This window comes from Sinorhizobium arboris LMG 14919 (assembly GCF_000427465.1).
GTDB classification, from domain to species: Bacteria; Pseudomonadota; Alphaproteobacteria; order Rhizobiales; family Rhizobiaceae; genus Sinorhizobium; species Sinorhizobium arboris.
The window spans coordinates 387,734-409,682 of the sequence record NZ_KE386497.1 but is presented as its reverse complement, the minus strand read 5'-3'; the positions used below and the strand labels follow the sequence as shown (position 1 = coordinate 409,682).

General features: G+C 60.5%; 21 protein-coding genes and 2 pseudogenes. 3 read left to right on the top strand and 20 right to left on the bottom strand.

The features are described 5' to 3' along the window. Window positions 1–21: 21 nt before the first annotated feature. The 3 genes from SINAR_RS0130845 to SINAR_RS1000000137455 all read right to left on the bottom strand — a co-directional run bounded on the left by SINAR_RS0130845 (window position 22) and on the right by SINAR_RS1000000137455 (window position 3,200). Window positions 22–1,917 (bottom strand): flagellar biosynthesis protein FlhA, encoded by a 1,896-nt coding sequence (locus SINAR_RS0130845; protein ID WP_028002622.1) that lies wholly within the window; start codon window positions 1,915–1,917, stop codon window positions 22–24. Further along, complete coding sequence (locus tag SINAR_RS0130840; RefSeq protein WP_150852057.1) at window positions 1,914–2,915, bottom strand: hypothetical protein; 1,002 nt, start codon at window positions 2,913–2,915, stop codon at window positions 1,914–1,916. The genes SINAR_RS0130845 and SINAR_RS0130840 overlap by 4 nt, the downstream gene beginning before the upstream one ends. A 117-nt stretch (window positions 2,916–3,032) precedes the next feature. Beyond that, window positions 3,033–3,200, bottom strand: coding sequence for a hypothetical protein (locus SINAR_RS1000000137455; protein WP_167333621.1), 168 nt, complete (start codon window positions 3,198–3,200; stop codon window positions 3,033–3,035). Window positions 3,201–3,513: 313 nt separating this feature from the next. On the opposite strand from SINAR_RS1000000137455, the gene SINAR_RS0130830 reads away from it, so the two are divergent. Together SINAR_RS0130830 and SINAR_RS0130825 are read left to right on the top strand one after the other, a co-directional pair. Beyond that, entirely contained in the window at window positions 3,514–4,056 is a 543-nt protein-coding gene (locus tag SINAR_RS0130830; protein ID WP_150852056.1) for a hypothetical protein, read from the top strand. Continuing rightward, complete coding sequence (locus tag SINAR_RS0130825) at window positions 4,056–4,475, top strand: hypothetical protein (RefSeq protein WP_028002619.1); 420 nt, start codon at window positions 4,056–4,058, stop codon at window positions 4,473–4,475. Before SINAR_RS0130830 ends, SINAR_RS0130825 begins: the two co-directional genes overlap by 1 nt. A 111-nt stretch (window positions 4,476–4,586) precedes the next feature. Here the strand turns inward: SINAR_RS0130825 and SINAR_RS0130820 are convergent, their stop codons facing one another. The 14 genes and pseudogenes from SINAR_RS0130820 to SINAR_RS1000000136145 all read right to left on the bottom strand — a co-directional run. Then, window positions 4,587–5,372 carry an EscU/YscU/HrcU family type III secretion system export apparatus switch protein gene (locus tag SINAR_RS0130820; protein WP_028002618.1) on the bottom strand — a complete coding sequence of 262 codons (786 nt, stop codon included), beginning with the start codon at window positions 5,370–5,372 and terminating at the stop codon, window positions 4,587–4,589. After that, a complete protein-coding gene (locus SINAR_RS0130815; protein ID WP_028002617.1) occupies window positions 5,359–6,168 on the bottom strand; it encodes an EscT/YscT/HrcT family type III secretion system export apparatus protein in 810 nt (269 codons plus the stop codon). Before SINAR_RS0130815 ends, SINAR_RS0130820 begins: the two co-directional genes overlap by 14 nt. A 6-nt stretch (window positions 6,169–6,174) precedes the next feature. Then, entirely contained in the window at window positions 6,175–6,444 is a 270-nt protein-coding gene (locus SINAR_RS0130810) for a flagellar biosynthetic protein FliQ (RefSeq protein ID WP_028002616.1), read from the bottom strand. 2 nt (window positions 6,445–6,446) lie between these two features. After that, complete coding sequence (gene sctR, locus SINAR_RS0130805; protein WP_028002615.1) at window positions 6,447–7,100, bottom strand: type III secretion system export apparatus subunit SctR; 654 nt, start codon at window positions 7,098–7,100, stop codon at window positions 6,447–6,449. Next, window positions 7,100–8,116 carry a type III secretion system cytoplasmic ring protein SctQ gene (sctQ, locus tag SINAR_RS0130800; protein ID WP_050577623.1) on the bottom strand — a complete coding sequence of 339 codons (1,017 nt, stop codon included), beginning with the start codon at window positions 8,114–8,116 and terminating at the stop codon, window positions 7,100–7,102. Before sctQ ends, sctR begins: the two co-directional genes overlap by 1 nt. Then, window positions 8,113–9,429, bottom strand: coding sequence for a FliI/YscN family ATPase (locus tag SINAR_RS0130795; RefSeq protein WP_028002613.1), 1,317 nt, complete (start codon window positions 9,427–9,429; stop codon window positions 8,113–8,115). The genes sctQ and SINAR_RS0130795 overlap by 4 nt, the downstream gene beginning before the upstream one ends. After that, window positions 9,422–9,982 (bottom strand): type III secretion system stator protein SctL, encoded by a 561-nt coding sequence (gene sctL / locus SINAR_RS0130790; RefSeq protein ID WP_028002612.1) that lies wholly within the window; start codon window positions 9,980–9,982, stop codon window positions 9,422–9,424. Before sctL ends, SINAR_RS0130795 begins: the two co-directional genes overlap by 8 nt. Then, window positions 9,969–10,613, bottom strand: coding sequence for a hypothetical protein (locus tag SINAR_RS0130785; RefSeq protein ID WP_028002611.1), 645 nt, complete (start codon window positions 10,611–10,613; stop codon window positions 9,969–9,971). Before SINAR_RS0130785 ends, sctL begins: the two co-directional genes overlap by 14 nt. Further along, window positions 10,610–11,407, bottom strand: a complete 798-nt coding sequence (gene sctJ / locus SINAR_RS0130780) for a type III secretion system inner membrane ring lipoprotein SctJ (protein WP_033058253.1) — start codon at window positions 11,405–11,407, stop codon at window positions 10,610–10,612. Before sctJ ends, SINAR_RS0130785 begins: the two co-directional genes overlap by 4 nt. Window positions 11,408–11,418: 11 nt before the next feature. Further along, window positions 11,419–11,898, bottom strand: a complete 480-nt coding sequence (locus tag SINAR_RS0130775) for a hypothetical protein (RefSeq protein ID WP_028002609.1) — start codon at window positions 11,896–11,898, stop codon at window positions 11,419–11,421. A gap of 53 nt (window positions 11,899–11,951) precedes the next feature. Further along, complete coding sequence (locus SINAR_RS0130770) at window positions 11,952–12,200, bottom strand: hypothetical protein (protein WP_028002608.1); 249 nt, start codon at window positions 12,198–12,200, stop codon at window positions 11,952–11,954. A gap of 149 nt (window positions 12,201–12,349) precedes the next feature. Beyond that, on the bottom strand, window positions 12,350–13,147 hold the full coding sequence (locus SINAR_RS0130765) for a GH12 family glycosyl hydrolase domain-containing protein (protein WP_028002607.1): 798 nt from the start codon (window positions 13,145–13,147) through the stop codon (window positions 12,350–12,352). A gap of 544 nt (window positions 13,148–13,691) precedes the next feature. Then, window positions 13,692–15,068 carry a radical SAM/SPASM domain-containing protein gene (locus SINAR_RS0130760; RefSeq protein ID WP_028002606.1) on the bottom strand — a complete coding sequence of 459 codons (1,377 nt, stop codon included), beginning with the start codon at window positions 15,066–15,068 and terminating at the stop codon, window positions 13,692–13,694. A 746-nt stretch (window positions 15,069–15,814) separates the two neighbouring features. Further along, window positions 15,815–15,961, bottom strand: a pseudogene (locus SINAR_RS1000000136145) (MucR family transcriptional regulator); the annotation flags it as partial. Window positions 15,962–16,368: 407 nt separating this feature from the next. Between SINAR_RS1000000136145 and SINAR_RS1000000137570 the strand changes: the two are divergent. Further along, window positions 16,369–16,521 (top strand): annotated as a pseudogene (locus SINAR_RS1000000137570) (transposase); the annotation flags it as partial. Between the two features lie 1,186 nt (window positions 16,522–17,707). Here the strand turns inward: SINAR_RS1000000137570 and SINAR_RS0130745 are convergent. From SINAR_RS0130745 to SINAR_RS0130735, 3 genes are all read right to left on the bottom strand, one after another. Further along, window positions 17,708–18,955, bottom strand: a complete 1,248-nt coding sequence (locus SINAR_RS0130745) for an aminotransferase class III-fold pyridoxal phosphate-dependent enzyme (RefSeq protein WP_028002605.1) — start codon at window positions 18,953–18,955, stop codon at window positions 17,708–17,710. A 13-nt stretch (window positions 18,956–18,968) separates the two neighbouring features. Next, complete coding sequence (locus tag SINAR_RS0130740; RefSeq protein WP_234710695.1) at window positions 18,969–20,192, bottom strand: GMC oxidoreductase; 1,224 nt, start codon at window positions 20,190–20,192, stop codon at window positions 18,969–18,971. Window positions 20,193–20,449: 257 nt separating this feature from the next. Further along, entirely contained in the window at window positions 20,450–21,817 is a 1,368-nt protein-coding gene (locus SINAR_RS0130735) for a condensation domain-containing protein (RefSeq protein ID WP_033058251.1), read from the bottom strand. Between the last annotated feature and the right edge of the window lie 132 nt (window positions 21,818–21,949).

Here is a 21,949-nt window from a genome sequence, read left to right as displayed (position 1 = left end):
TCCGTTCCCTCTTTATTATTGTCAGGCTCCAACCGCGGCGATCACGTCGCAGGTGATTTCCTCACAGATGTCATCAGGTGAGAGCACCGGCATACGGCAACCGTGGCGAATCAGCAGCGCTTGCGACAAAAGCCGGATGTCGCTCTCCACGATAGCAACCGGGTCGCGATCCTCGGCATTCGCTGCGGAAAGCTTTTGCTTGGCGTCCTCTACCAACCGGCGCAGGTTCTCGCAGGCCTCGGCCTCCGCTTCTCCCGAGCTTTCTTTGAAGGCGCGCACGCTGCGCTCCCATTCCGGGCCGAGCGTGATGACGGGGAGTAACCCTCTTTGGTCCAGGAGGCCGAATGCGATCTGAGGGCCGAGCGCCTGTCGCGCGCGCTCTGCCATATCCTCCGGCGCCTCCGTATGATGGGAGGTGAGCAGGGCCTCGAGAAGACCACGTGGCTGAGACACGGTGACGCCGGAATCGAGCAGGCGGCGTATGACGGCGACGAGCAGCATGGGCGGTACCTGCGCCCGCACATCGCTTGCGAGCTTGCCCAGCCTCGGCTCGAGGCTCATGAGCCATTGCGTCGCGTCGTCGACGCTGAAGATCGATCCGATGTGGCGGCGGACGATACGCGCAATGTCGTTGGCAATCTGCTCCGCCGGTCGGTTCGGCGGACACTCTACGAGGCCTGCCGGCACGTTCTCGACCTGGATGTGCATGAGATCATCGCCCATGCGGGGATCGGCATTGAATGTCGGTACCGTGATGGCCACGCCCACGGCCCTGGCCAAGACGCCGATGCGGCCGTCGAGCTGCGTCCCCAAGCCTTCGGCCGCCAAGCGCGCCATGGTCGCCGCCGAGACCGTTGCGATAATGGGGTCGCCGTACTTTGTCCTGTCGAGGGAAACGGCCGCATGTTCCTCCGATCCCCGAGCCGCGCTGCCGGACGTCCCTGCCTGCCTCCGGCGCCACATTGTGAACGCGATGAATGCGAGCATGCCGGAGATCGGCCAGAGGACCGCATCCGGGAAGCCGGGTACGAAACTCATCAGCGCGGTCATGGCGGCTCCGACACCCAGTGCACGGGGCTCTCGCGCCAACTGACGGCTGATGTCCGTTCCGAGGCTGCTGCTGCTATCGTCGTTGACCCGCGTGACGACCGTGCCGGCTGCGACGGCCATCAACATCGACGGGATCTGCGACACCAAGCCGTCGCCGACCGAAAGCAGCGAATAGAGGTGGGCGGATTCCGAGAAGCTCAAGCCCCGCTGGAAAATGCCGATGGCGAGACCGCCGAGCAGGTTGACAGCAACGATCGCGAGGCCGGCGATGGCGTCGCCTTTGACGAAGCGCATGGCACCATCCATAGCGCCGAAGAACTGGCTCTCGCGCTCGAGCCTGGCACGGCGTGTCTGCGCCGCTTCGGCCGACATATGGCCGTTGCGCAGGTCGCTGTCGATGGCGAGCTGCTTGCCGGGCATGGCATCGAGGGTGAAGCGGGCTCCGACCTCAGCGATGCGCTCGGCACCCTTGGTGACGACGATGAACTGCACGAGCGCCACGATCAGGAAGACCACGAGGCCGACGAGAACGTTGCCGGCGACCACGAAGGAGCCGAAGGCGTGAATGATCTCGCCGGCGTCGCCTTCTGCCAGCACCAGCCGGGTCGTCGAAATGGTCAGCGACAGCCGGAAGACCGTGCCGACCAGGATCACGGCGGGGAATGTGGAGATGTCGAGAATGTTGCGTAGGTAGATCGTCGTGACAAGGACGATGAAGGCGAAGGCAAGATTGAAGGCAATCATCGCGTCAACGAGTACTGTTGGTAGCGGCACCACCATCATGGCGACTACCAATGCGAAGAAGGCGGCGAATAATATATCCGTTCTGCGCCAGAGGCCGGAAAGGACCGACGAGCCGGCCATCATTGCCCGGTTTCCGTCGAATCGACATTGGCGAGGTTCAGTTTCAGGCGCGGCTCCGGCTGCTCGAAATCGACGGTATCCCTCTTGCCCCCATGAGCGATTACGAGTTGTCCCGGCCGAATTTCCTCGATCCGCCATTCCCCCGAGATCGCGTCGCCTTCCCGGTAACGACGTCCATCTCGCCCGACAATGAACTTGACCGGCGAATAGCCTGCCGCCGCGACGAAGCCCTCGAGTCCGGAGGCAAGTCTGGTCCGATCGACCAAGGGAACGGGGCTGCGCCCGCCAATAGAGGACAGGATTGATGCAAGCCGTCTTTGACTTGCGAGATCGAGGGGCGAAGCGTTTTCTCCGACCAGAATTGCCTTCCTGTCCGGCGTGACCTCGGCCAGCAGGTTGAGCCCTGCGAGCCGGGTTGCCTCACTAAGCTCGGCGGCGATGGAGGCGGCCGTTGGGCGCGGCTCCGCCGAGGCTCGGCGGGAGGGCCATTCCGAAGGGGCCGGAGCGCCTTCGAAACTGAGGCTGGCGACGAGAAGCAGGGCCGCTATGGCCAAAAGTCCGGCGGCGGCGATACGCCGGCGCGAAGAACGCGCAACGAACGTCGAATTCTGCGGGAGGCCCTCGATGACGCATTCGACATCCGCAATGTGAATGACCGCGCCATTTGCGAGGATCGCGCGTTCGCCCTGGCGCAGGTCGCGTGTGCCGACTTTGATGCCTGTGCCGATTGCCTCGACGGCGGCGCCCGCCTGGCTGCCATCACCCCAGAGCTCAAGACGGAACGCCGGCTCAGCCTTCAGGCCAACGACGACGAGGTCGCATTCCGCACCGCCGCCGACCAAGTGTGTGCCCTTGCCGGGCACAAGTACGGAGGTGCGGCCACCACGCGTAACCCGCAACGACGGCTCGCCGGCGGCTGCCCGAGCACCGGCTCGCTCTGCCGGCGAACCCTTTCCAGTCGACGAGGCGGCGATTGAAGGCAAAGCAGGTCCCGCACGCATGGATCACTCCAATCGTTTCTGCTGCTGGCGCACTCCTCAACTTGGCATGGCGTTGTGAAGTGAAGAGCGCAATGCGGAAGAGGGCGGCGAAGCCGAATCGGCTTCGCCCCGGTCATATCAAGCCGGACCGATCTTCTTGGTGGCGTTGGCGACGCCATTGATTTTGGTGATTTCGGTCGCGACCTGCAGGCTCTGTGCCGTTGCTTCGTTCTGCGCAGCCTTGAAACTGGAAATTGCAGAACTGATTCCCCCTTCCAGGGTAGATGTAGGACTGGTACTAGCCATTTCTTGTCTCCTTGTTGAACGATACTCAGCCTACCGTAATCAAAGCGACAATCAATTTTTATTTTTGAATATCGTGCGATTCAGGGATAACAAATCAGTCTTTAATTTGTGGCTTAAATGAGTTGTATTTGTTTCATGGATATCGGTTTGAACGTAAAGTGAACGGAGTTTAACATGTTGACAATCTCAATGTACGGCTCTCCGCGTTAGTTCTACATTGAGATACGCGAGAAAGTTCTATCTGAGTCCGCAAGACAGTGCTAAGAGCTTCCAAACGAATTACGAAGGCGGAGGCACCATCGTGAGAGGCTGCATGTTCCTTGTCGCTACAGCCGTTTGGCTCGCACTCGCATCAATTGCGACCGCTGATGTGCGCAACGTGCGCCTCAAGGTCATTTCCCAGCCGGTGTCTCAGGTCGTCGAAACCCTGGAGTTCATGACCGGCATCCCGGTGACGCCCGTCGGGACCTTGAACGGGACGGTCGAGAACTGGACCGTGGACGGCAGCGGGGTGGAGGCGTTCCGGGCGCTTGGCGAAGCAGCGAACCTGTTCGTCGCCTTCGACGGAAGCCGGATGGTCATTTCGCCCAAGAGCGAGATCAACACTGTCGTCCTGGAGCAACGGACGCGAAGCTGGGATGTGGCGCGCAACGCGGTGCGGGCGCTGTTTCCGATATATCCCGAAACGGCGATCCAATACGATCCGACAAGCGATGTCCTGATTGTCCGCGGTCCCCCGATCTTCGTCTCCGCCGTCGAGAGCGTGCTTAACCGGTCCATGGAAAAAACGGTCCAGGTGTTCAAAGAGGGCGTGCCGGAAGTCGTGACCGTACAACGCACCTCGGCGCCCAACTGATGCCGAGGGCCATACCGGCGGCCGATGCGGCCGCCATCGGCCAGCTCGTTCGACTGAGGAGTGCCCGGGAGACCAGGCTTGCGCGACGGCTGAAGGAACTCGAGGAGCGGTTCGAACGGATCGAACGGGAGAAGACTTCCGCGGAAAGATTGCTGAACGACATCAGTCGGCGGGAAGACGAGGCTTCGCCGATCCGGAAAATGTCGCCCGGCAAGCTCGTCACGGGACGAGCTTTGCTTCTTGCCTCGCAGAAGCTTGAACTGATCGGTCGAGAGCGCTCCTTGGCGCAGGCGCGCGTCGAAGAACTCGATGCGGAACGCGCCGGCCTCTCCCGGATGCTGAAGGAATGCAGGACCGAGCTTGCGCTTGCGCGGCGCAAGGCGGCCCGGATGGATGCACTGGCGTCTCCGGATAGCTGAAGTTCAGGGCTGTACGAAGAACCGCGGCGCGAATAGAGGATTGCGCTTTAGATTCCTGTTTTTATGCATGTCGTTGGCCCAAAACCGCTGCACACTTTTGGGCGACATGCATTAGCCTTGCTTGCGCGGCGGTGAATTTCGCATCTCCGCGCCAATCTGCCGGCGTGCCGATTTCACATGCGGGTCGCCCTGGGTCTCCTTGTGCTCGCGCCGGGCTTCGGTCTTGGTCATCCGGTGTTCCCGTCGGAAGAGTGCGCGTGAGATGTGCAGGTCGAAGAACGCAGCGACGATCATGATGGCGGCCGAGATGACGGCGATCGTGCCGACAAGGTGAACCGCAACGCCCAGGACGCAGGCTTCGCCGCATAGCGGCGACCAGAAGATCCCGTTCAGGAAATAAAGAAGGGTGCCGGCGCCGGCGACGGAAAGAAGAGCCAGTTTCGCGAGTCCCTTGAGGAACTCCGTGAGGCTGTCGAGGGAAACGACTTTTTTCAGACCTTCCATCGGATTGAGACGGCCGAGATCGAAGCCCATTTGTTTCATCGATACGGGAAAGCCCTGCGCATCGATGATCGATGCCGCAAGGACGACTACCAATCCGAGGAGGAGTGGAGGCCAGACGATGCTGAGGAGCGCTGCGCCCATCTTAGTCAGCACCGACGCAAGCGCCGGGACCTCAGTGGGCTTGCCGACCAGCTGCAGCACGGCGTCGAAGAGGTGAACGAAATCGCCGATGATGCTGCCGAGGCCCCAGGCGAGATAGGTCGCGATCGCCAGCACCGAAAGCGCCACCGGCAACTCGCGCGATCGAGGGACCTGACCCTCCCGCCGGAGCCTGTCGAGCTTTACCCGGCTCGGGGGAAGGGACTTTTCCTCGGTATCGTCATTTTTCGCCATGGCCGACTTCCAGGAAGGCCTTGATCTCGGCGAAGGACTCTGTCCATAGCGTGCCGAAATAGCTGGTGACGAAAGACGAATAGACGACGAGCACGACGAGGACGGCGAGGTTCTTGAATGTAGCGCCGCTGTCGTTCAACGGGAACTGTTTCGCCGAGCGCCCGACGAAGGCCAGCGACAGCTCGACCACGCACATGACGATGACGAAAGGAGCGGCAAGCACCGCGCCGACGCGAAACAGTCGGGCGAAGCTTTCGAGGATAATCATCAGCCAATTATCGGTCGCGACCGGGCTCAGGGCAAAAAGCGGCCAAAGCCCGAAGGAATTGTAGAAGATCGCCACGAGGTCGATTACACCGCCCGCCGCAACGAATACCGCAAGCGCGACCGACATCAGCAGCGAACCGAGCGGTGTCGTCTCGAGCGCATTCACCTGATCGAAGAGATTGGCGGCATTCGCGCCGCGATAGACGTCGGTCATGTCTCCCGCCGACTGCGCCGCCCAGAAGGGAATGCCAAGGCCCATGCCAAGGAGACCGCCGAACGCCATTTCCTTCAACGACAGGGCCGCGAGGTCGAAATACGAGGTCTTCCCCGCGGCAAGCACCGAATAGGCATGGAAAACCGATGGGGCCGAAAGTCCGATGGCGAGGCCGAAGCGCAAGATGCCGACGATGCTGAAGAGCGAAAACAAGGGAAAAATGACCGTGATACCGAGGGCACGCGCGGCGCCCAGCAGCGCGGCGGCCGGCACCGCCGTCTGCTCGTTGACGAGGGACGCAGCCGCGAGTGCCATCGGCGCTCACCGTATCATGGTCGGGAAATCGTTGAGGATGTGGATCGAATGCTCGATCAGCGGCGTCGCCAGCGCCCGTCCGAAAACGAGCAGCAGGAAAGAGATCGAGAAGATCTTGACGATCTGCGCGATCGTCTGTTCCTGGATCTGCGTCGCCGCCTGGAAGATCGCGATCACCAGCCCAAGAACGGCGGCGAACGCGAGGATCGGTCCCGCCAACGCGAAAGTAGCGACGATGGACGTACTGATCTCGGTGGCGATCTGTTCCTCAACCATGATCATCCCGCATAGGAAAGCACAAGTCCTTCGAGAAGCCGCCGCCAGCCATCGACGGCGACGAAGAGCAGCAGCTTGAGCGGAGTCGACACGACAGTCGGCGACATCATTTGCATCCCGAGCGCAACGAGGATCGCGGAAACCGCGAAGTCGATCATCAGAAAGGGCAGATAGATCAGGAAGCCGATCTGGAAGGCCCGGGTCAATTCGGAGACCAGGAAACTCGGCGTGAGAATTGTGATGTCGTCCGGGTCGGCGGGTGTTCCCTGTGCGCCAGACCAGACCTGCTGCGACGATTGGACGAAGAAACCGCGAACCTCCTCGTCGGAGAATTTCAGCATGAAAGCCTTCAGCGGCGCCGAGAGCTCGGCAATGCCCGCCGCCATTCCGCCGATCGTGCCGAAATCCTGGCCGCTCGTCGCGAGGATCCGCCACGATTCCTGGAGCACCGGGTTCATGACGAATGCGGAAAGCACGATGGCGACGGCGAAAACCAGGAGGTTCGGCGGCGTCTGCTGGATGCCGATGGCATTGCGGACGATCAGCAGCACGACGGAAATCTTGGTGAAGGAGGTCGCCACGACCGCGATGACGGGGAGCGCCGAGATCGCCGCCATGGCGGCGAGACTTTGGGCAAGGGGAAAACTGCTTTCCATCAGTCGTGAAGCGCCGTGATGCGGACCGCTGCGAAGCCGTCCAGCGCGACGATCTCGCCGCGACCGATGATGCGGCCTTGCGCGACGATATCGACCGCTTCCGGTAATGTGCGGTCGAGCGTGAAGACATGCCCTTCGCCGAGCGCTTCGAGCTCGCCGAGCGGCAATTCGACGCGCCCGGCTTCGAAAACGAGCTTGATCGGGATATCGGAGATAGCCGAAGGCTGCGGCGGCCCTTGCAGATCCTGGTCCACGTCTTCGTTCGTCATGAGATGCCTCATCGGGTTCCTGGGGCGGGTCAGCAAAGGCTCGTCGAGCGTGAAGCCGCGTTGCGTGCGGGTGCAGCGGGCGAGATAGCGCTCCCCCGTGACCGCGACGGCGGTTTCTGGCATTGCCGGATCGATGACGATCGCGTCGCCCGGCGCGAGATTTTGAATCTCGCCGGCCGTAAGAAGGGCAAAGCCGCGCCTGAACGCAACGCTCGTCGTGAGCCCGCTCAGGCTGCGCCGGGGCAACCGGGCCGCCCAGCGGACAAGTCCGGCAAGCGTCTCCGGATCGAATTTGCCGCAAATCGTGCAGGCGAGGCCGTCCCAGCTCACATCGAAGGCGAAATTCAGCGCCGCGCGATCGACGGTCGGCTCGTCGAGTTCGGTGAGCGCGATCTGTCCGCCGGCCTCATTCTCGATGGCGCCGAGCGCATCGGCAACCAGGCACTCGAGCAGGTTGGCCTTCGTTGCTGGCGGCAGCAGGTCCCACCGGGTCAGCGGCTCGAACCGTTCCACGAACAGTCTCAACGTCCCCTCGGGCACCCACAGTTCGGCGGCGCGGCCGGCGATCTCGAGGCGGACGGCCACCGGGTCGCCGATCCTGCCGATGGCGATCTCCGGCGCTAAAGGGCGAACCGCCACGGTGCCGTCTCCCAGCGGGATTCGCCACGGCTTTCGGGCACCGATGCGGGGGGCATCTGCGCGCATGTTGGTTACGGCTTCGATTGTACGGATTGTCGCGACGGTCATCGGGCGAGCTCGCGAAGCGCTGCGACCGTTTCATCGAAGGTGCGACAGCCTTTAGCGCCATACAGAAAGCTGTTGATCCTGTCGCGCTTGCGCACCGCCTCGTCGGCGGCCGCATCCTGCCCCTGCCGATATTCGCCGACGCGGATGAGGAGCTCAACCTCCTTGTAGAGAGCGAGCAATGACCGCAGATGGTTTGCCGCCTTGTTGTGGCTCTCATCGACGACGGCATTCATCGTGCGGCTCCTGCTGGCGAGCACGTCGATGGCGGGGAAATGCCCGCTCTGGGCGATACGATCGGACAGCACGATATGTCCGTCGAGAAGCGCGCGGGTCTCCTCGGCGATCGGGTCGTCCTGTTCCGCCCCCTCGACCAGCACCGTGTAGAACGCCGTCATCGTTCCGCTTGCGCTGTTGCCGGCCCGTTCGAAAACCTGGGGCAGCGCGGCAAAGACGGAAGGGGGAAAGCCGCGGCGCACCGGCGGCTCGCCGGCGGCAAGACCCACCTCGCGCAGCGCCCGTGCCATGCGCGTGACGCTGTCGACGATGAGAAGCACACGCTTGCCCCGGTCGCGGAAATGCTCGGCGACGGTGGTTGCCGTCAGCACGGCCTTGTAACGCTCGAGCGCGGGCCGGTCGGATGTGGCGACGACGAGCACCGTGTTCGACGGCTTGCCCGCCGGCATGACGCGGTTGACGAATTCCCCGACCTCGCGTCCGCGCTCGCCGACGAGCGCACAGACGACGAGATCAGCCTCGCTGTTTTTGATGATGTCGCCGATCAAAGTCGATTTTCCGACCCCGGGGGAGCCGAAGATGCCGATCCGCTGACCTTCCCCGCAGGTCAGCAGGCCATCGATCGCGGGAATGCCGACCGGGAAACGACGGTCGATCGGGCGCCGCGACAGCATGTCGGCCGGCGCCGCGTGAAGCGGCTGCGAAAAGCGCGCCGTCTGGCCCGTCTGGCCCTCCGCCTTGCGAAGGATGTTTCCGTGGGCATCGATGATGGCGCCGATCAGGAAATCGCCCGTCGTAACCGAAGGCTCACGGCCGGACGGAACGACTTCCGTGCGCACTGATATGCCGCGGGTATCCCCATGCAGCGAAAGAAGAGCGGTTTCGCCGTCGACGCCGACGACATCGGCGAACCCCAGCCGTCCCTGACCCGGTTCGCGCAGTTCGCAAAGCTCGCCGATCCGCACTGCCGGAAGATGCGCGCGCACCAGTAGCCCCGAAACGCCGATGACACGGCCGCTAGGCCGACGCGTCTCCGCCCGAGCCATGTCTCTTTCGAGCCGCAGCAGCGCTTCAACCACGCTCGGCCGCCTCCATGAGCGCGGCGATCTGTTCCCGAACGCCGATATGCGCCCGGCTCGCAGGAGTCTCCATCACGATTTCGCCGGCCGAAAGGAACTGGTCAGCGACCACATCGATGCGCTGATCGAGCCCTTCGATCGCCTTGCGGACCACCGCCGCCTCGCCGGCGGCAACGCGCAACGTCACGCGCTGGGTCTCGGCCGTTTCGGCGATCGCCTGGGTGACAAGGCGACGAACCCGCTCGTCTGCATCGAGACTACCAACTATTCTGGCGACAGACCTGAGCACAATCGGTGTGACTAGGCTTTCGATATTGAAGAGCGCCTTTTCCGCCTTGGCGGCTGCGGCGGCAAATCCCTCCGTCGCCCTGCGCAGCCCTTCGGCATAGCCTGCGCGGTAGCCGTCCTCCCGTGCCGCCTCGCGTACCTCCGAGGCCTTTGCGGTTTCAATGGCCGCGGCCTCCCGTGCGGCCGCGGCCAAGGCCGCAGCTTCGCTTACCAAACCGAACTCCCGAGCCGGGATGACGCGGCTGCGGCGCCTAAGCTCTGTCATCGGCGCCGTCCCTTTCTGCTATCGTCGCGGCGGCCGCGGCAGCGCCGATGGCGCAGGCGGCCGGCCGAATGAGCGTCACGGACCCGGCATCGAGATCCCCCCAGTCGGGCTGCCAGGCACCGGCCAGGCCCTCGCTCTTGAACCATAGAGCGAGGATTCGACCGCCATCGGCAAGGACGAGCCGGCGGCTTTCGTCCTGGGACGGGTCGAGCGGAGCCGCTGAGGCGGGGGAAAGCACGGCATGGGCAAACGCGAAACGAACTGCCTCACTGCCGAAGACGCCAGAAAGCGCTGCGACGATCTCGCGGGCAAACGCCGTTCCAAATGCGTTCAAATGGTAGGTCAGGCCTGCGCGCAATGCCGCCTCCTTCCTCGCATCCGAAGGCAGGAGGAGAAATCGTCGCAGGCTGTCGCTGCAGGAGGCGGGATCGCCGACCGCCTGCGCAATCCACTCGAAGAGCCGCGTCTGCATGCGGGGCAGAGCCGCCATTCGCCGGCAGAGCGTCGCATCAAGCCAGTCCGCTCCGCGGGCCATGGCCATGTCCTCCGCCTTTGCGGCAACGAGAACCGACCGGCGAATGTGCGCATCCTCGAGCGCCTTTGCTCCGTCCTGCCGGATCGCCGACCTCATCGGCTTTCCTTCCGACGCGGGGCGATCAGAAGCAGGCTCGCTGCGGCCGCGAGAATGACGGCCGCTACGATCGAGAGGCTGCGATAGCCAAGCAGTGGTCCGAGGCTGACGAACTCGTCGGTGGCAGCAGGCTCGGTGGTTGCGGACGTTACCGCCGGACCCGCTGTCGACGCCGTCAGACCGACTTCCGACCATGGGCTGGTGATGACGGAGACGTCCTCATAGGCCAGTCCCCGAATGCTGTTCAGCATTATGGAGCGGCTTTTCAGCTCGATGTCCGCCAGGTCTGCGCCCGGTCGATACTGCAGCAGCGCCGAAGCGCGCGCCTTCTCCTTGATGAGGCCGCGGCCGTTGTCTTCCGGCAGAACGACGTGCACGCGAGCCGCTGCGACGCCATCGAGCGCCGACAAGGTATCGGCAAGCTGTTGTTCGACCGCGTAGGCCATGCGTGCCTTCTGCTCGAAGGGGGTCACCAGAAAGCCGTCACCCGGAAAGAGATCGGCGACGGTGCTGCGCGGTTGGCGCGGCAGACCTGCCTCGGCGAGAAGTTCGATCGCCCTGGTGCGATCGCGGCTGTCTACGGAAATGGAAAAGGTCGAATCCTCACCCGCCAGGACCTCCGCGTGGATTCCGGCCCGCTCCAGCACAACCTGCGCGTCGCGGGCGTCACGCTGGTCCAGCGCCGTCAGCACGTCTTCGCTGCAGGAGGAAAGTAGAACGCAAAGAAGGATGGCGGCTGAGAGTTTGCCGGCGCGCGACCAAGGCGTCGCGTGACTATGCGGGAAGACAGCCATGATGGGGCGCCTTACTGCCCTTGAGTCAGTCGCTTGGAAGACGACATGACGGATTGGGTGAGCGACGACAGGAGCGTCATACCTGTGGCGAATTGCTGCGATGCCTGAAGTCGATCTATCGACTGGGTCAGGGTATGAACCCCCGTCGCCGCCTGCTCAACCTGTTCGGAAGCCTTGGCGAAGCGCACCGCTGATGGTTGGGGGCCATGATCGCTCTCCAGCTTGAACAAAGAGACAAGTCGATCAAGAAGGGCTGGCGCTTTCTCGCTCGCGGGAGGCAGGGAGATGGGCAGGTTCTCCGGGTCCGCCTGCGGCGATATCTTCCTCAAACCGGTAAAGGTCAGCTTCTGGACATCTGAAACAGGCGCGAGAGAAGTATGTTCGCCGCTGATCCGCTGCGCAACCACGTCGGCTGTTCGAAGCGTTGCCCCCGTCGATAAGGTCTGGACGGCCGCCAAAAACCCGCGCTCGGAGAAACCTTCTTGGCTCATCGAGAAATCCTCCAGTCGCTACTGGGCCGAATGCGTCGGCCGTTGAGGAACCTTCAGCCCTCGTCGCCTTCGTCGATGGCTTCCTTGGTAAAGTTGAATAGCGAATTGTTCAGCATCAGTGTGTTGGACACCATGCTGGGCAGGTAGGCCTCTATCGCCGCCGACAACACCTGCTCGTCGCTGTTAGGATCGACCTTCTTTGCGGGGTTTGTCCCTCGCTCGCCCGCTCCTCTCGCGGCACTGCCTCCGTCGACGACATGTGAGAATACACTTGGATGGCTACCCACGGCATCAATCGCCATTTCTTCTCCCTCTCGCCTGATTGGCCTCTTGACCAACACGTCCCGTTATACAGAGAGTGTCGTGTGCGCTTGCTTTCCCGGGTCGGGCCCAGTGAACTCGACTTAGACGACGTTCCCGAAATAAGAGGAACTGGCTATGCGGCCGTGTGTCACGTCGAGCTAACGGAGCAGTTTTTGAAGTTGAAGTTCTTCCCGCCTGGGGACGCGGTAATCTCGACGCCGTACTGAACGCTGCCGACGTTTATGTCGCCAAGGTGGCCATTCGACTTGAGCCAATCCAGGATACTCTTGATGTCCACCGTCCCGTTATCGGTCTTGGAAGTGAGCACCAGTGAGATGACCTTGTGACCATTATAGCCTTCGAACACGTTCCAAGTCGCTCCGCCTACATTGACATTGCGGTGGATCGGAATCGCCGCCCCGGAAGCGTCATAATGATATGAGATGGGCTTAACATTGCCGCTGCCGTCTGGATTTCCGGTGTAGTTTGTCCAGAGCATTATCTCATTCTGATGTGAGCTGTCCCAGATGTCGTAGGCGGTGTTCCACGCGCCGCCAGCAGGAACATCCTGATTGAAGCTCGACGTCAGAGTGTTGATTGAACTGAGTGGTTTCCCGACATTGAAAGCCTGGTGGGGGTAGCTCTTGATGCCATCAGTATTAGGCTGGTTCGACCACACGCTCCACTGGTTGTCTGCATGAACCGAAATCGTCTGAGGCCCAGCGGCCTTACCCCCATATATGTCGTTGTTCCAAGAATAGCCACCGTGTGAAAAGTCTCCGTATTGAGCGCTCGAGCTCCAAATCGGAGCGTTTGTCGATAGAAGCGCCGCAGTCGGTGAGTTAGCTCCATTCACAGCTTGCCTGAACGGTTTATCATCCTGTGTGTCGACATACCCCGGCGGGAAGGCCAACGATCCGGTACCATCTATCCGATTGGAATACATAAGGCTCTCCTTCTGTTGCGAGAACAAAGATCTCGGGCCTGCGCGACGACACTGACGGTGATACCCTCTTTTCTCCACACTAGGGAAATCGAGTTTTTGCATGTCACTATTCAACTGACGGATAACGGGGGATCGTGTGACGTGCGGCGTCGAGCAATCGCTGGCGGAAGGCGACCTTTGAGAGGAGGTTCCTCAGTCTCGATTTTCAGAGCGCCGACCCTGCATGACCGAACTGAACGTCGAGCCATCTTTTCCAGCGCCGATATCCGATTCAGCACGGGACCAGTGGGTGCCTGGTCTGCTGGGCGCATTCGCTCCGGTCGGCTCCTGTCATAATCCGTCTCCCATGCAACGAGGAAGCGCCGATTTGGAATACGGTGCCGCCGCCGCCTGAACGACTTCGACGCTTCAGAGCGGAGCTCCTTGAGCTGCGCCGACGAGACCTACCCGTCAGAACTAGCGTGCCGAGCGTCAGTCTTGCACAATTGTGCGCGCTCCAGCATCTTCCCCTGCAACTGACGAATCCCTGACCTGCGCTAGTTAGCTAGTTCAAGAACGGACCGCCGCAAGACGGATCTTTGCCGAAGTAGCTGCCCGTCACGTTGAAAGAATCGACAAAACAGGACGTCCGGCAAAGGTGCAGCTTGCTGCAGATGGCGCAGTCGGAATCGACGACCTCTGGATCTGTCGCTCGCTCACAAAGTCGTGCGAACGCATCGCTGTTCCAAATTTCTTTAAGGCCAGCATCGAACACATTGCCCAAAGTAAAAGCCTTAACCCCGTGCATCTTGTCACACACGGATACGTCGCCGCTCGGAAATATCGACATTCCGGAGATCATGCCGCCACAGGGATACCAGTCCGTCTCTGTCCACAATTTGTTGGCATCCTCGGGCGGTTCAATATTACAGAGGTGTGAGTACTGTTCACGCTTTTGTTCGATCCGATCTCGGACACGTGACAGTTCTTCAGGAGTAACGTTGGGAGCACAATTGGCGGCGGAGTTGATGGCTCCGCTCTCCATATAGGAAATGCCGATACCTCCAACTCCCAAATCAACCAGGAAGTCTATCGTTTCCTGCACCGCATGCTGAGTCATCGGCGTCAGCACGCTCTTGATAAGCACTCGGATTCCGGCCGCGCGTAAAAAACGAATCGCATCGACTACCTTGGGAAAATGTCCGCTGGTCCTGGTCACCTGATCATGCAGTTCAGGCGAGCAGACGTCCAAACTGATCGTCACTTCTTCCATGCCTGCATCTTTCAACCGAAGGGCAATGTCAGGATCAGTCCCGATTACCGTTCCGTTGCTAGTGAAGACCGGGATCATACCCCGTGTGAGGGTGCGCTCTAGCAACTCAAGCCAGCCATTAAAGATGGTCGGTTCGCCACCAGTGAATCCTGCAAACACCACGCCCCAGTCCGCCGCCTCATCCAGCAATTCAAGGCACTTGCTCAAGCTCCAGCGCCGGTCGCTCCTCTGGCGATTATCTTGATAGCAATAGGAGCACCTGAAGTTGCAACTGAACGTAAGAGTGATGCTGATCCCCGCAGGAACGGGCCATTTGCCAAAAGTTGCGAGGTCAAGCGCGGAAGGATCAGCCCGGTAGAGGAATTCTTGCGGACTAAATCGCTCTCTTGGGACTGGCGTCGTGTCGAAATTAAGAAAATGCCGATACTTGCTCAACAACTGATCAATTTGTGAGTGAGCATCAACATCCTTAAGGCCGAAGGTTTGGCCATAGATAAAGGCGATTTGGGGTGGGAGGAGACCTTTGTCGCACAGCGACAGAAAGAACGCGTGAGAAGGGTCAAGCATTTGGATCTGGGAAGGGTGGTGACCATGAGCCAAGGCGTACCCCGCCATCGGCTTTAGGCAAACCGTTTCCTTGAGCTGGGGGAACAACTTGGTATCGTCCATGGTCGCTTATCCAGATTTCCGATCAAGGTACGTCTACTCGATTACAAGAAGGGCAGCTGGCCACGAGCGCAGCCAGCTCCATCGCTCTGAGGAGGGGCCCGGGCCACTCCAAAAGCCGCTCGCGAGCGCGAGCGGCACTCCTCAAACCCTCCACCTTGCCCCGCTCTGCACCCCAAAAGAGGCCGGCGCTGACAAAGTGCCGATCCGGATTTGAGTTCCGTCAGCCAATGACGTCGATGGACCATCAATGTTCAGTGCAGTTGACGGAGATAGACTTGGTATTCCAGCAGCCCGGCCAGTCCGGCCGGCGGACGGCGATTTCGGCTGCCCCTTGCACGGGTAGCGCCCGTGTCTCTGTTCGAAGAGCCTCTGCACGAAGCTGCGCAGCCAAGATCTTTAGGGTATCTGGTGTATGCAAGTATCCCAAGGTTTGGTGGTCGGCCATTAGTCAATCTCCTTCGTTGAAATGTGCCAAAAGGCTTGCAAGTCACGAGAAGCAAGCGTCATGCCGTGTCGGCGCAAGTGCGGCTCCACGCCGTGAATGTCCGGATTTTCCTGGTTTTTTTTTCAAGCGGGTACACGGGCATCCTTGTATGTCTCAAGTTCGGATGGTTCGACCGGGGTAGAATTTGTCGGATAGGCGACAGCTTTGTCTTATCGAGATCTCGTGCACGTAGGTGAGCGGGCCCGGCGAGCCGTGCCGGCAGATCATGGCCTGGAGAAGGTCCACTACGAAACAAAGGTCACGCTGGTCGGGAGCCCCCACCCAGCGAGGCGTAGGTTTGCTGGATAAGATGTGGAAGCTCGCCGACGGGAATGACATTGCGGCTCAAATAGGCGGACACGATTCGACTGGTGAGCTCAAGTCGCCGTTCCTTATCTCCAAGTGCGATTCCGCCAATGGCCCGATCAGGGCAATTCGCGCTCCATGCGAAAACCGGATGACGCTATTCGCCTCATGGCAGCCATTGTTGATGCTCTTAGCCGATGGTGCCTCACTTTGCTCCCATTCACCCAACCATGATGGGGGATGGATAAGGCAGGCATCGCATTTCTGGCACTGATACTCGTGCTCATCTCTCTCGTCGTAAGCATTCTCGCGATAGACAACGGAGCGAAGAAGGCCCCTCACGACAAGGCGGCGATTCCGGCCGCAATCCCGAGCAACCCAGGAATTTAGGCAATATTCAGCGAGGCCGGGGAGTGGTGAGCTTCTCCCCTTACGCCCGGTGAAGGTGACCTTGCCCCGCTGAAATAAACCATTTTGAAGTAAGCTCTGGCCCATTGAGAGGACCAGGGAATGAAGCGCAACCGTTTCACGGACGAACAGATCATAGGCATTCTGAAGGAGCACAAGGCGGGCACGCCGGTCTCGAAGCCTTGCCGCAAGCACGGCGTCAGCGATGCCAGCATCTACAAGTGGAAGGCCAAATTCGGCGGCATGGACGTGGCTGATTTGCGTGATCTGACGCGAAAGGCTGAGCGCGGAGAGTTTTCGCTCGGGCCGATGTTGATGGCGCTGATGCGGGCGAATGCCTCGACCGGGCGAAAGGCATCGTGATTGGCGCTTCATATCGGGTTCAGTGATCGCGATCGAATGCGGGCGTGCCCCAGCGGTGCAGTGGATACAGTACGATTTCTGCCGTAGCGGCAGGCGGCTCCTGCGGTGTGCCCCGGGAAATGTTGCTCGAGAGATCGTTCGACGAGGCAATCGATCAACGTGACCAGGTCTTGTTCCGTCAGGCCCGGAAAAAGCGGGGACGCCTCTATCATCATGGTCTTGACGACGGCTTCAGCCGGATAGTTCGAAGTGAGCAACACCGCCAACCTGGCGGATAGGTGACTCATGGCGTGGCCCACACTGCCAGGGACATCATGTGTCTGTCGCATTGTGAATTCCTTGCAGTCCTACTCGACGCGAGACGGGTACGCCGCGAGTCATTGGCAAAGCGTGTAGGCAATCGTGGGCATTTTATGCATCGGCCTGAGCGTCCTCGCTTTGCGTAATGCGCGTTGAAATCCACCGGGTGCAATTCGCGCGTTGATCGACATCAACTGTCGGTTCTGCCGTGCGGCAATAGGGTTTCGGAGCGGAGCAGATGCCGTGCTCCCGGTCTGGGTAGCTGATGGTTGAGTGGGGGGCAAGGTTTAGTGACGGATGCGGAGGGCAACACGACTTGTGAGGCGCTCGATATTGTTCCGCGAACTCATAGGTTTCGTTAGTTTCTCGCACTCCAAAGTTCCCGGATCTTCGTCCACCAGGGCAACAGCTGGCTGAAGTCTAACGTCAGATTTCCTCTCCTCTGGTTGGCGACCTTCACGACGAACCTCGCGGAGTGCCCATCCACGCATGTCCTACCGCATGAGCCCCGTGACGACCCAGGTCTTGGCTGGACGCGCGAGGACGTGCCCTCGCACCGGCAGCGTTGGCAGGCGCTGCTGCAGGCGCTTTCGGCGCCGCCGTCCGCGACGGAGTCCTCCTGCCTGAAATCGACGTCCGGTGGAGCGATCTACAAGCAGTGATCGCGGCCGGGGGCGCCGCGGCGAGAAGTCCGAGATCGAGACGAACGATGAATTCCGGGCCGCTGTCCATCCACCACTCAGCAACGGTACGCCAAACGCCGGGTTTTCTGCCTGTATCACGCCCAATGATGCTTGTTGGAGAGGCATGCTTTCTCGGTGGCGCGGAACGCCTGCGCGAAGTATTCGACGATGGATGCGTCAGTGATCTGCGCAGCCATGTCCTCGTCCTTGCGGTAGTCAGCCAGTGCTCGCTCCAGTGCCGGCAGCAAAGCGCTGAAAAAAATGTCGTCCATGGACGCATTGCTCATGTATTTTCCTGGGTATCCCGTATAGATACCGTGCTGTAGACACCTCTGAGCGAACGCTCTTCCGTGCCTTTGCGAGGGCAGAACGATATCAAACATAGTATCGCTTCCGAGAATTCGCGCAGGTATTCCGCTGCGCTCGAAGGAGGTTTGGAACTGTGTCTTGAGCGCCGAGCCAATCTCGGCGAGGCGAGCGACGATTTCTGCTTCCTCAAAAATATCCTGCGTCAGGTTGCCGGCCACGAAGGCCCGGTTCTCGCGTAGGTAGGTATTTCCGAGATAAGCCCTGTCGGCTCCCGCCATGGCATCGGCGGTGCCGGCAACAACGGAAAGTCCGACGCCTTGTGCTATCCCTTTGGCCAATGTGATGAGATCGGCTTCCACACCGTGCTTTCGGCAGTAGCCGCCCTTGGCGTAACGAAGTCCGCACAGCACCTCGTCAACCATCAGCAACACGCCGTGCAGTCTTGCCATTCTGGAGATTTCCTGAAGAAGTTCCGGAGAGAAGGCCGTGGGCTCGGGCGTAAAGAAAATGCCTGCCACCTCCCCCTCGTTCTCGGAAAGCTGCTGCTCCAGAATATCAAGGTCATATTGGAAGTCCTGGACGTGTCGATCGTTGGCTGGCGGGTTGTCCGACCAGGGACTTTGTTGAAAGATATCGTGCCACCCGTGAAAGCCAGCCGTCAGGATAACCGGCCGGCCGGTTCGGTGCCGGGCGATCCGAACCGCCGCCTCGGTCGCGCAAGATCCCGTCCTCAAGAAGAATACTCTAGGATTGCTTGGGAGCATTTCCATGATTTTCGCGGCAAGTATCCGGCGTTGTTCACTCACCGGCGATGGCAGAATGTCAGGCTCGTGCTTCATGGCCTGTGCAAGCCTGCTCTTGAACAACGTGTTATTGCTGCCCAGGGGCGAAGCCCCGCTGCAGGATGTCATATCCAGATAGATCTTGCCGTTGATATCCTCCGCCGTCGCACCGTTGGCGGAACGGAATATTATGGAGGACCGGGTTTCACGCTCCCATTCAGCCAAATGTCCGATAGCGCCGGCATCGAGCATCTAAATTATCCTTCTACTCGAGTAACAGGGCCATTCGCCGCGCGTTGGCCATGATTGTGTGTGTCGGATTGCTGTTGCCCGGAAAATTCATAACCGAGCCGTCCATGACATAGATGTTGGTGGACCCATGAATCCTGCCGCAGTTGTCGACGACCGACTTCCTGGGGTCACGTCCGGCAGGCATGGTGCCATGCAGATGGGAACTGCCTTTTGCATGGGATAATGGTTCGCGCTCGATGCGGGATGTGCCAAGACGGCGCAGTATGTCTTCCGCGCGGTCGGCGAGAAAGCCTAATCGCGCATGGTCATTGTCCGAGTTTGTATAATGGAAACGGATGTAGGGGATGCCGTGCCGATCAACGGCCTCGGTAAGTACAACGCGATTGTGCGACCATGGCTCTTCCCCAGCTATGTAGTGCAGCCTCACGCGACCGGCGTTCTCATTTGGCGAGAGGAAGTTCGCCTCATAAATGAGGCCGCCAAATCCACATGGCACGTCGCTATGCTCGTAGAACTCGTCCGTATATACGGTCGCATGCGGCCCCCAGTGCGGAACCAATACACCGGAGCCGCAATCATCGGACTCCATGTAGCCTGTGGAGTAGCCGCTGATCTTGAATGAGAGGCCCCGCCCAACAAGATCAGATCCATTTCCTATCCCCTTCGGTGCATGCCCGCTCTTCGAGCGAAGCATCAATGCCGCTGATTGAATCGCGCTTGCGCAAACGATGACCCTCTCGACTGGAATCCGGATCAGTTCCGATGAGAGCGGCAGATAGCATTCCAGTGCGTCAGCCCGACCGTCGCTGCGAGTATCGATCCTGTTGACGAAACAGCCGTATAGTACTGAAATCTTTCCCGATAGGGCGGAGTCATCCAAAACGTTTCTTGTAAGCACGGATGCTTTCGCATCCGTTGGACACATCAGCTCATCGCAAGATGAACACTGGTTGCATCCGTTGCTCGTTCCTGGCGGCCGAATTGCCAGTGGGATATTTTTTGGCTTTATGCCGAGTTCCTGCATCGCATTGGATAACTTCACTCCACGCAGGCTGGCTGGATAGGATGGGAACCCACTAGTGCCACTGATCTCCAGCAAATGCTCGATCTCAGAGTAGTGGGGCTCGAGATCCTGGATGGTAATAGGCCAATCAACCTCCATGTCAGTCGTAAGATATTGAGAAGCCGACAGATCTGCTTGTCTGTATCTGAACGTGATTCCATCATAGAACTGCATTCCGCCGCCGACGCAGCATGCTGTCCAAGGGTTACCGTCTGCGGAACCACTGGAGGTGAGTGCCCGGCTGTAGGCCAATTGATGAGGCCCGTGGAAGGCGCCGGGGGAAACCAAGCCTCCATATTCGAGGACGGCCACCTGGCAGCCCCTCTCCGCAAGCGTTCGCGCGACAATCGATCCAGATGGCCCGGAGCCCACTATAACTGCATCGAAAGCTGTGTAGTCACGAGAGGCCGCTGCAATATGTCTAATGTCCGTCATGCGCAATATTCTCCGGCGGGTTCTACGATGGCGGGCCAGCAACCCGTATTCGCGACGCAGGCCAGGACGTGCCTTGCGCGGGCGACGTAGTCGGGGACCGCGACGGCTGCCAGACCCGTGGCGGGGTGGCGGTAGTTGACGACGAGGCCGTCATAAGTCCGCACGACCCAGAGGCATACCTCGTCAGGATCGGTGCTCCGGCTGCGGAGGGTGATGACTTGCCAAGCTTTCCAGCTGCGGGCGCCGGGGGTACGACGAAGGTCCATGTACGAGACCATGAAGGGGTCTCGGAGCGGTTGCCCGAGGAGTTCGGCCACTCGGGGGATGGGTACCCGAGCCAGCTCCTTCGCCTGATCCACACTGGAGACCGCCCGACATACGGCCTCAGGAAAGGAATCGGTTTTGCTGAACGGGAAGGCCACCGGGCCCATACCCACGTACCAGCCAATGGAAGAACGCCACGGGCCGGTCCGTTTGTGGAAGGGGACCATCGTTCGAAATTCTCCCGAACCGGAGATTTCGTAGCCGACCTTCGCGAGACAGGCGAGCAGTCCGGATAAGATATTGCCTCCGGGCTCACGGCAGTGTTGCGCGAACGCTTGCGCAGCGGATGCGTCGAGAAGCTGGACGTATCGACTTGGCTGAGCAGCCGCGTTGCCGCTCACGTCACCAACCGGCACAGGAAACTCCGGCAGCCGGCCGTCCGCTTCGGCAAGGAAATGCCGCCAGCTGACGATGGACTCATGGTCGACGGTCAGCGCATCGGCTTCGGTCCGTTCGGCTTCGGCGAAATCGACGTAACTGGCAGTGGGGGGAAGGAGAGGTGGCGCAGGCTTGCCGCCGCGTGCCGCGAGTGCTGCAGCGTACAGGGTCTGGATCTCATGTGCGGTTGCGAGAATGGAGTAACCGTCCATCAGCACGTGATCGGCGGCCAGACAGACGGTTGTGGCCTCTGGGCGGTCGATGGTGACGCACATATATGCGGGCCAGCCGAGGGGACTGATTTCGCCGTTAAACAATTCCTCGAGATATCGAGCCAGCTGCCGGCCGTCGGTGAAATCCCCCGCCGCACTGGGGTGAATACTCACGGCTCCGGGCGGCAGCGTCCTCCGCTGCAGATGGCCGCCCGATTTGGTGCCAGGTGAGAAAGTGAGATGGCTGCGCAAGATTTCGTGGCGGTCCGTCCACTGGCGCAAGGCCGTGGTGAACGCATGCGCATTCAGCTGGGCGGGCAGACCGAATACGGAGCCCAGCCAGGATGGCAGCAGGGAACCCCCGGCTGCCATCTCGAGTGCGTGCGTGATGTGTGCTTCCTGGACGTGGGAAGCTCTCCGTGGATCGGCTACCCAGGTCGTTTCGCGCATACGCGGGGCGCATCGCCACACGGTGAGACGCCCCGGAAACAGACTGAGTGCTGGCAGGTCAGTGAATTTCATAATACGGCGCGCGCCTTAACCGCGAGGAACGAAAACAGTGATCATGATGAGGGAGCCGTT

Excerpts from the sequence above, each read along its gene's own strand:
- SINAR_RS0130840 (WP_150852057.1), bottom strand. The coding sequence starts at position 2,915 with ATGCGTGCGGGACCTGCTTTGCCTTCAATCGCCGCCTCGTCGACTGGA.
- SINAR_RS0130745 (WP_028002605.1), bottom strand. The coding sequence starts at position 18,955 with ATGCTCGATGCCGGCGCTATCGGACATTTGGCTGAATGGGAGCGTGAA.
- SINAR_RS0130815 (WP_028002617.1), bottom strand. The coding sequence starts at position 6,168 with ATGGCACTCGCGGCTGCGTCCCTCGTCAACGAGCAGACGGCGGTGCCG.
- SINAR_RS0130830 (WP_150852056.1), top strand. The coding sequence starts at position 3,514 with ATGTTCCTTGTCGCTACAGCCGTTTGGCTCGCACTCGCATCAATTGCG.
- SINAR_RS0130825 (WP_028002619.1), top strand. The coding sequence starts at position 4,056 with ATGCCGAGGGCCATACCGGCGGCCGATGCGGCCGCCATCGGCCAGCTC.
- SINAR_RS0130765 (WP_028002607.1), bottom strand. The coding sequence starts at position 13,147 with ATGTATTCCAATCGGATAGATGGTACCGGATCGTTGGCCTTCCCGCCG.
- sctJ (WP_033058253.1), bottom strand. The coding sequence starts at position 11,407 with ATGGCTGTCTTCCCGCATAGTCACGCGACGCCTTGGTCGCGCGCCGGC.
- sctQ (WP_050577623.1), bottom strand. The coding sequence starts at position 8,116 with ATGACCGTCGCGACAATCCGTACAATCGAAGCCGTAACCAACATGCGC.
- SINAR_RS0130820 (WP_028002618.1), bottom strand. The coding sequence starts at position 5,372 with ATGGCGAAAAATGACGATACCGAGGAAAAGTCCCTTCCCCCGAGCCGG.
- sctR (WP_028002615.1), bottom strand. The coding sequence starts at position 7,100 with ATGGAAAGCAGTTTTCCCCTTGCCCAAAGTCTCGCCGCCATGGCGGCG.
- sctL (WP_028002612.1), bottom strand. The coding sequence starts at position 9,982 with ATGACAGAGCTTAGGCGCCGCAGCCGCGTCATCCCGGCTCGGGAGTTC.
- SINAR_RS0130760 (WP_028002606.1), bottom strand. The coding sequence starts at position 15,068 with ATGGACGATACCAAGTTGTTCCCCCAGCTCAAGGAAACGGTTTGCCTA.
- SINAR_RS0130775 (WP_028002609.1), bottom strand. The coding sequence starts at position 11,898 with ATGAGCCAAGAAGGTTTCTCCGAGCGCGGGTTTTTGGCGGCCGTCCAG.
- SINAR_RS1000000137455 (WP_167333621.1), bottom strand. The coding sequence starts at position 3,200 with ATGGCTAGTACCAGTCCTACATCTACCCTGGAAGGGGGAATCAGTTCT.
- SINAR_RS0130735 (WP_033058251.1), bottom strand. The coding sequence starts at position 21,817 with ATGCGCGAAACGACCTGGGTAGCCGATCCACGGAGAGCTTCCCACGTC.
- SINAR_RS0130845 (WP_028002622.1), bottom strand. The coding sequence starts at position 1,917 with ATGATGGCCGGCTCGTCGGTCCTTTCCGGCCTCTGGCGCAGAACGGAT.
- SINAR_RS0130770 (WP_028002608.1), bottom strand. The coding sequence starts at position 12,200 with ATGGCGATTGATGCCGTGGGTAGCCATCCAAGTGTATTCTCACATGTC.
- SINAR_RS0130810 (WP_028002616.1), bottom strand. The coding sequence starts at position 6,444 with ATGGTTGAGGAACAGATCGCCACCGAGATCAGTACGTCCATCGTCGCT.
- SINAR_RS0130785 (WP_028002611.1), bottom strand. The coding sequence starts at position 10,613 with ATGAGGTCGGCGATCCGGCAGGACGGAGCAAAGGCGCTCGAGGATGCG.
- SINAR_RS0130740 (WP_234710695.1), bottom strand. The coding sequence starts at position 20,192 with ATGCAGTTCTATGATGGAATCACGTTCAGATACAGACAAGCAGATCTG.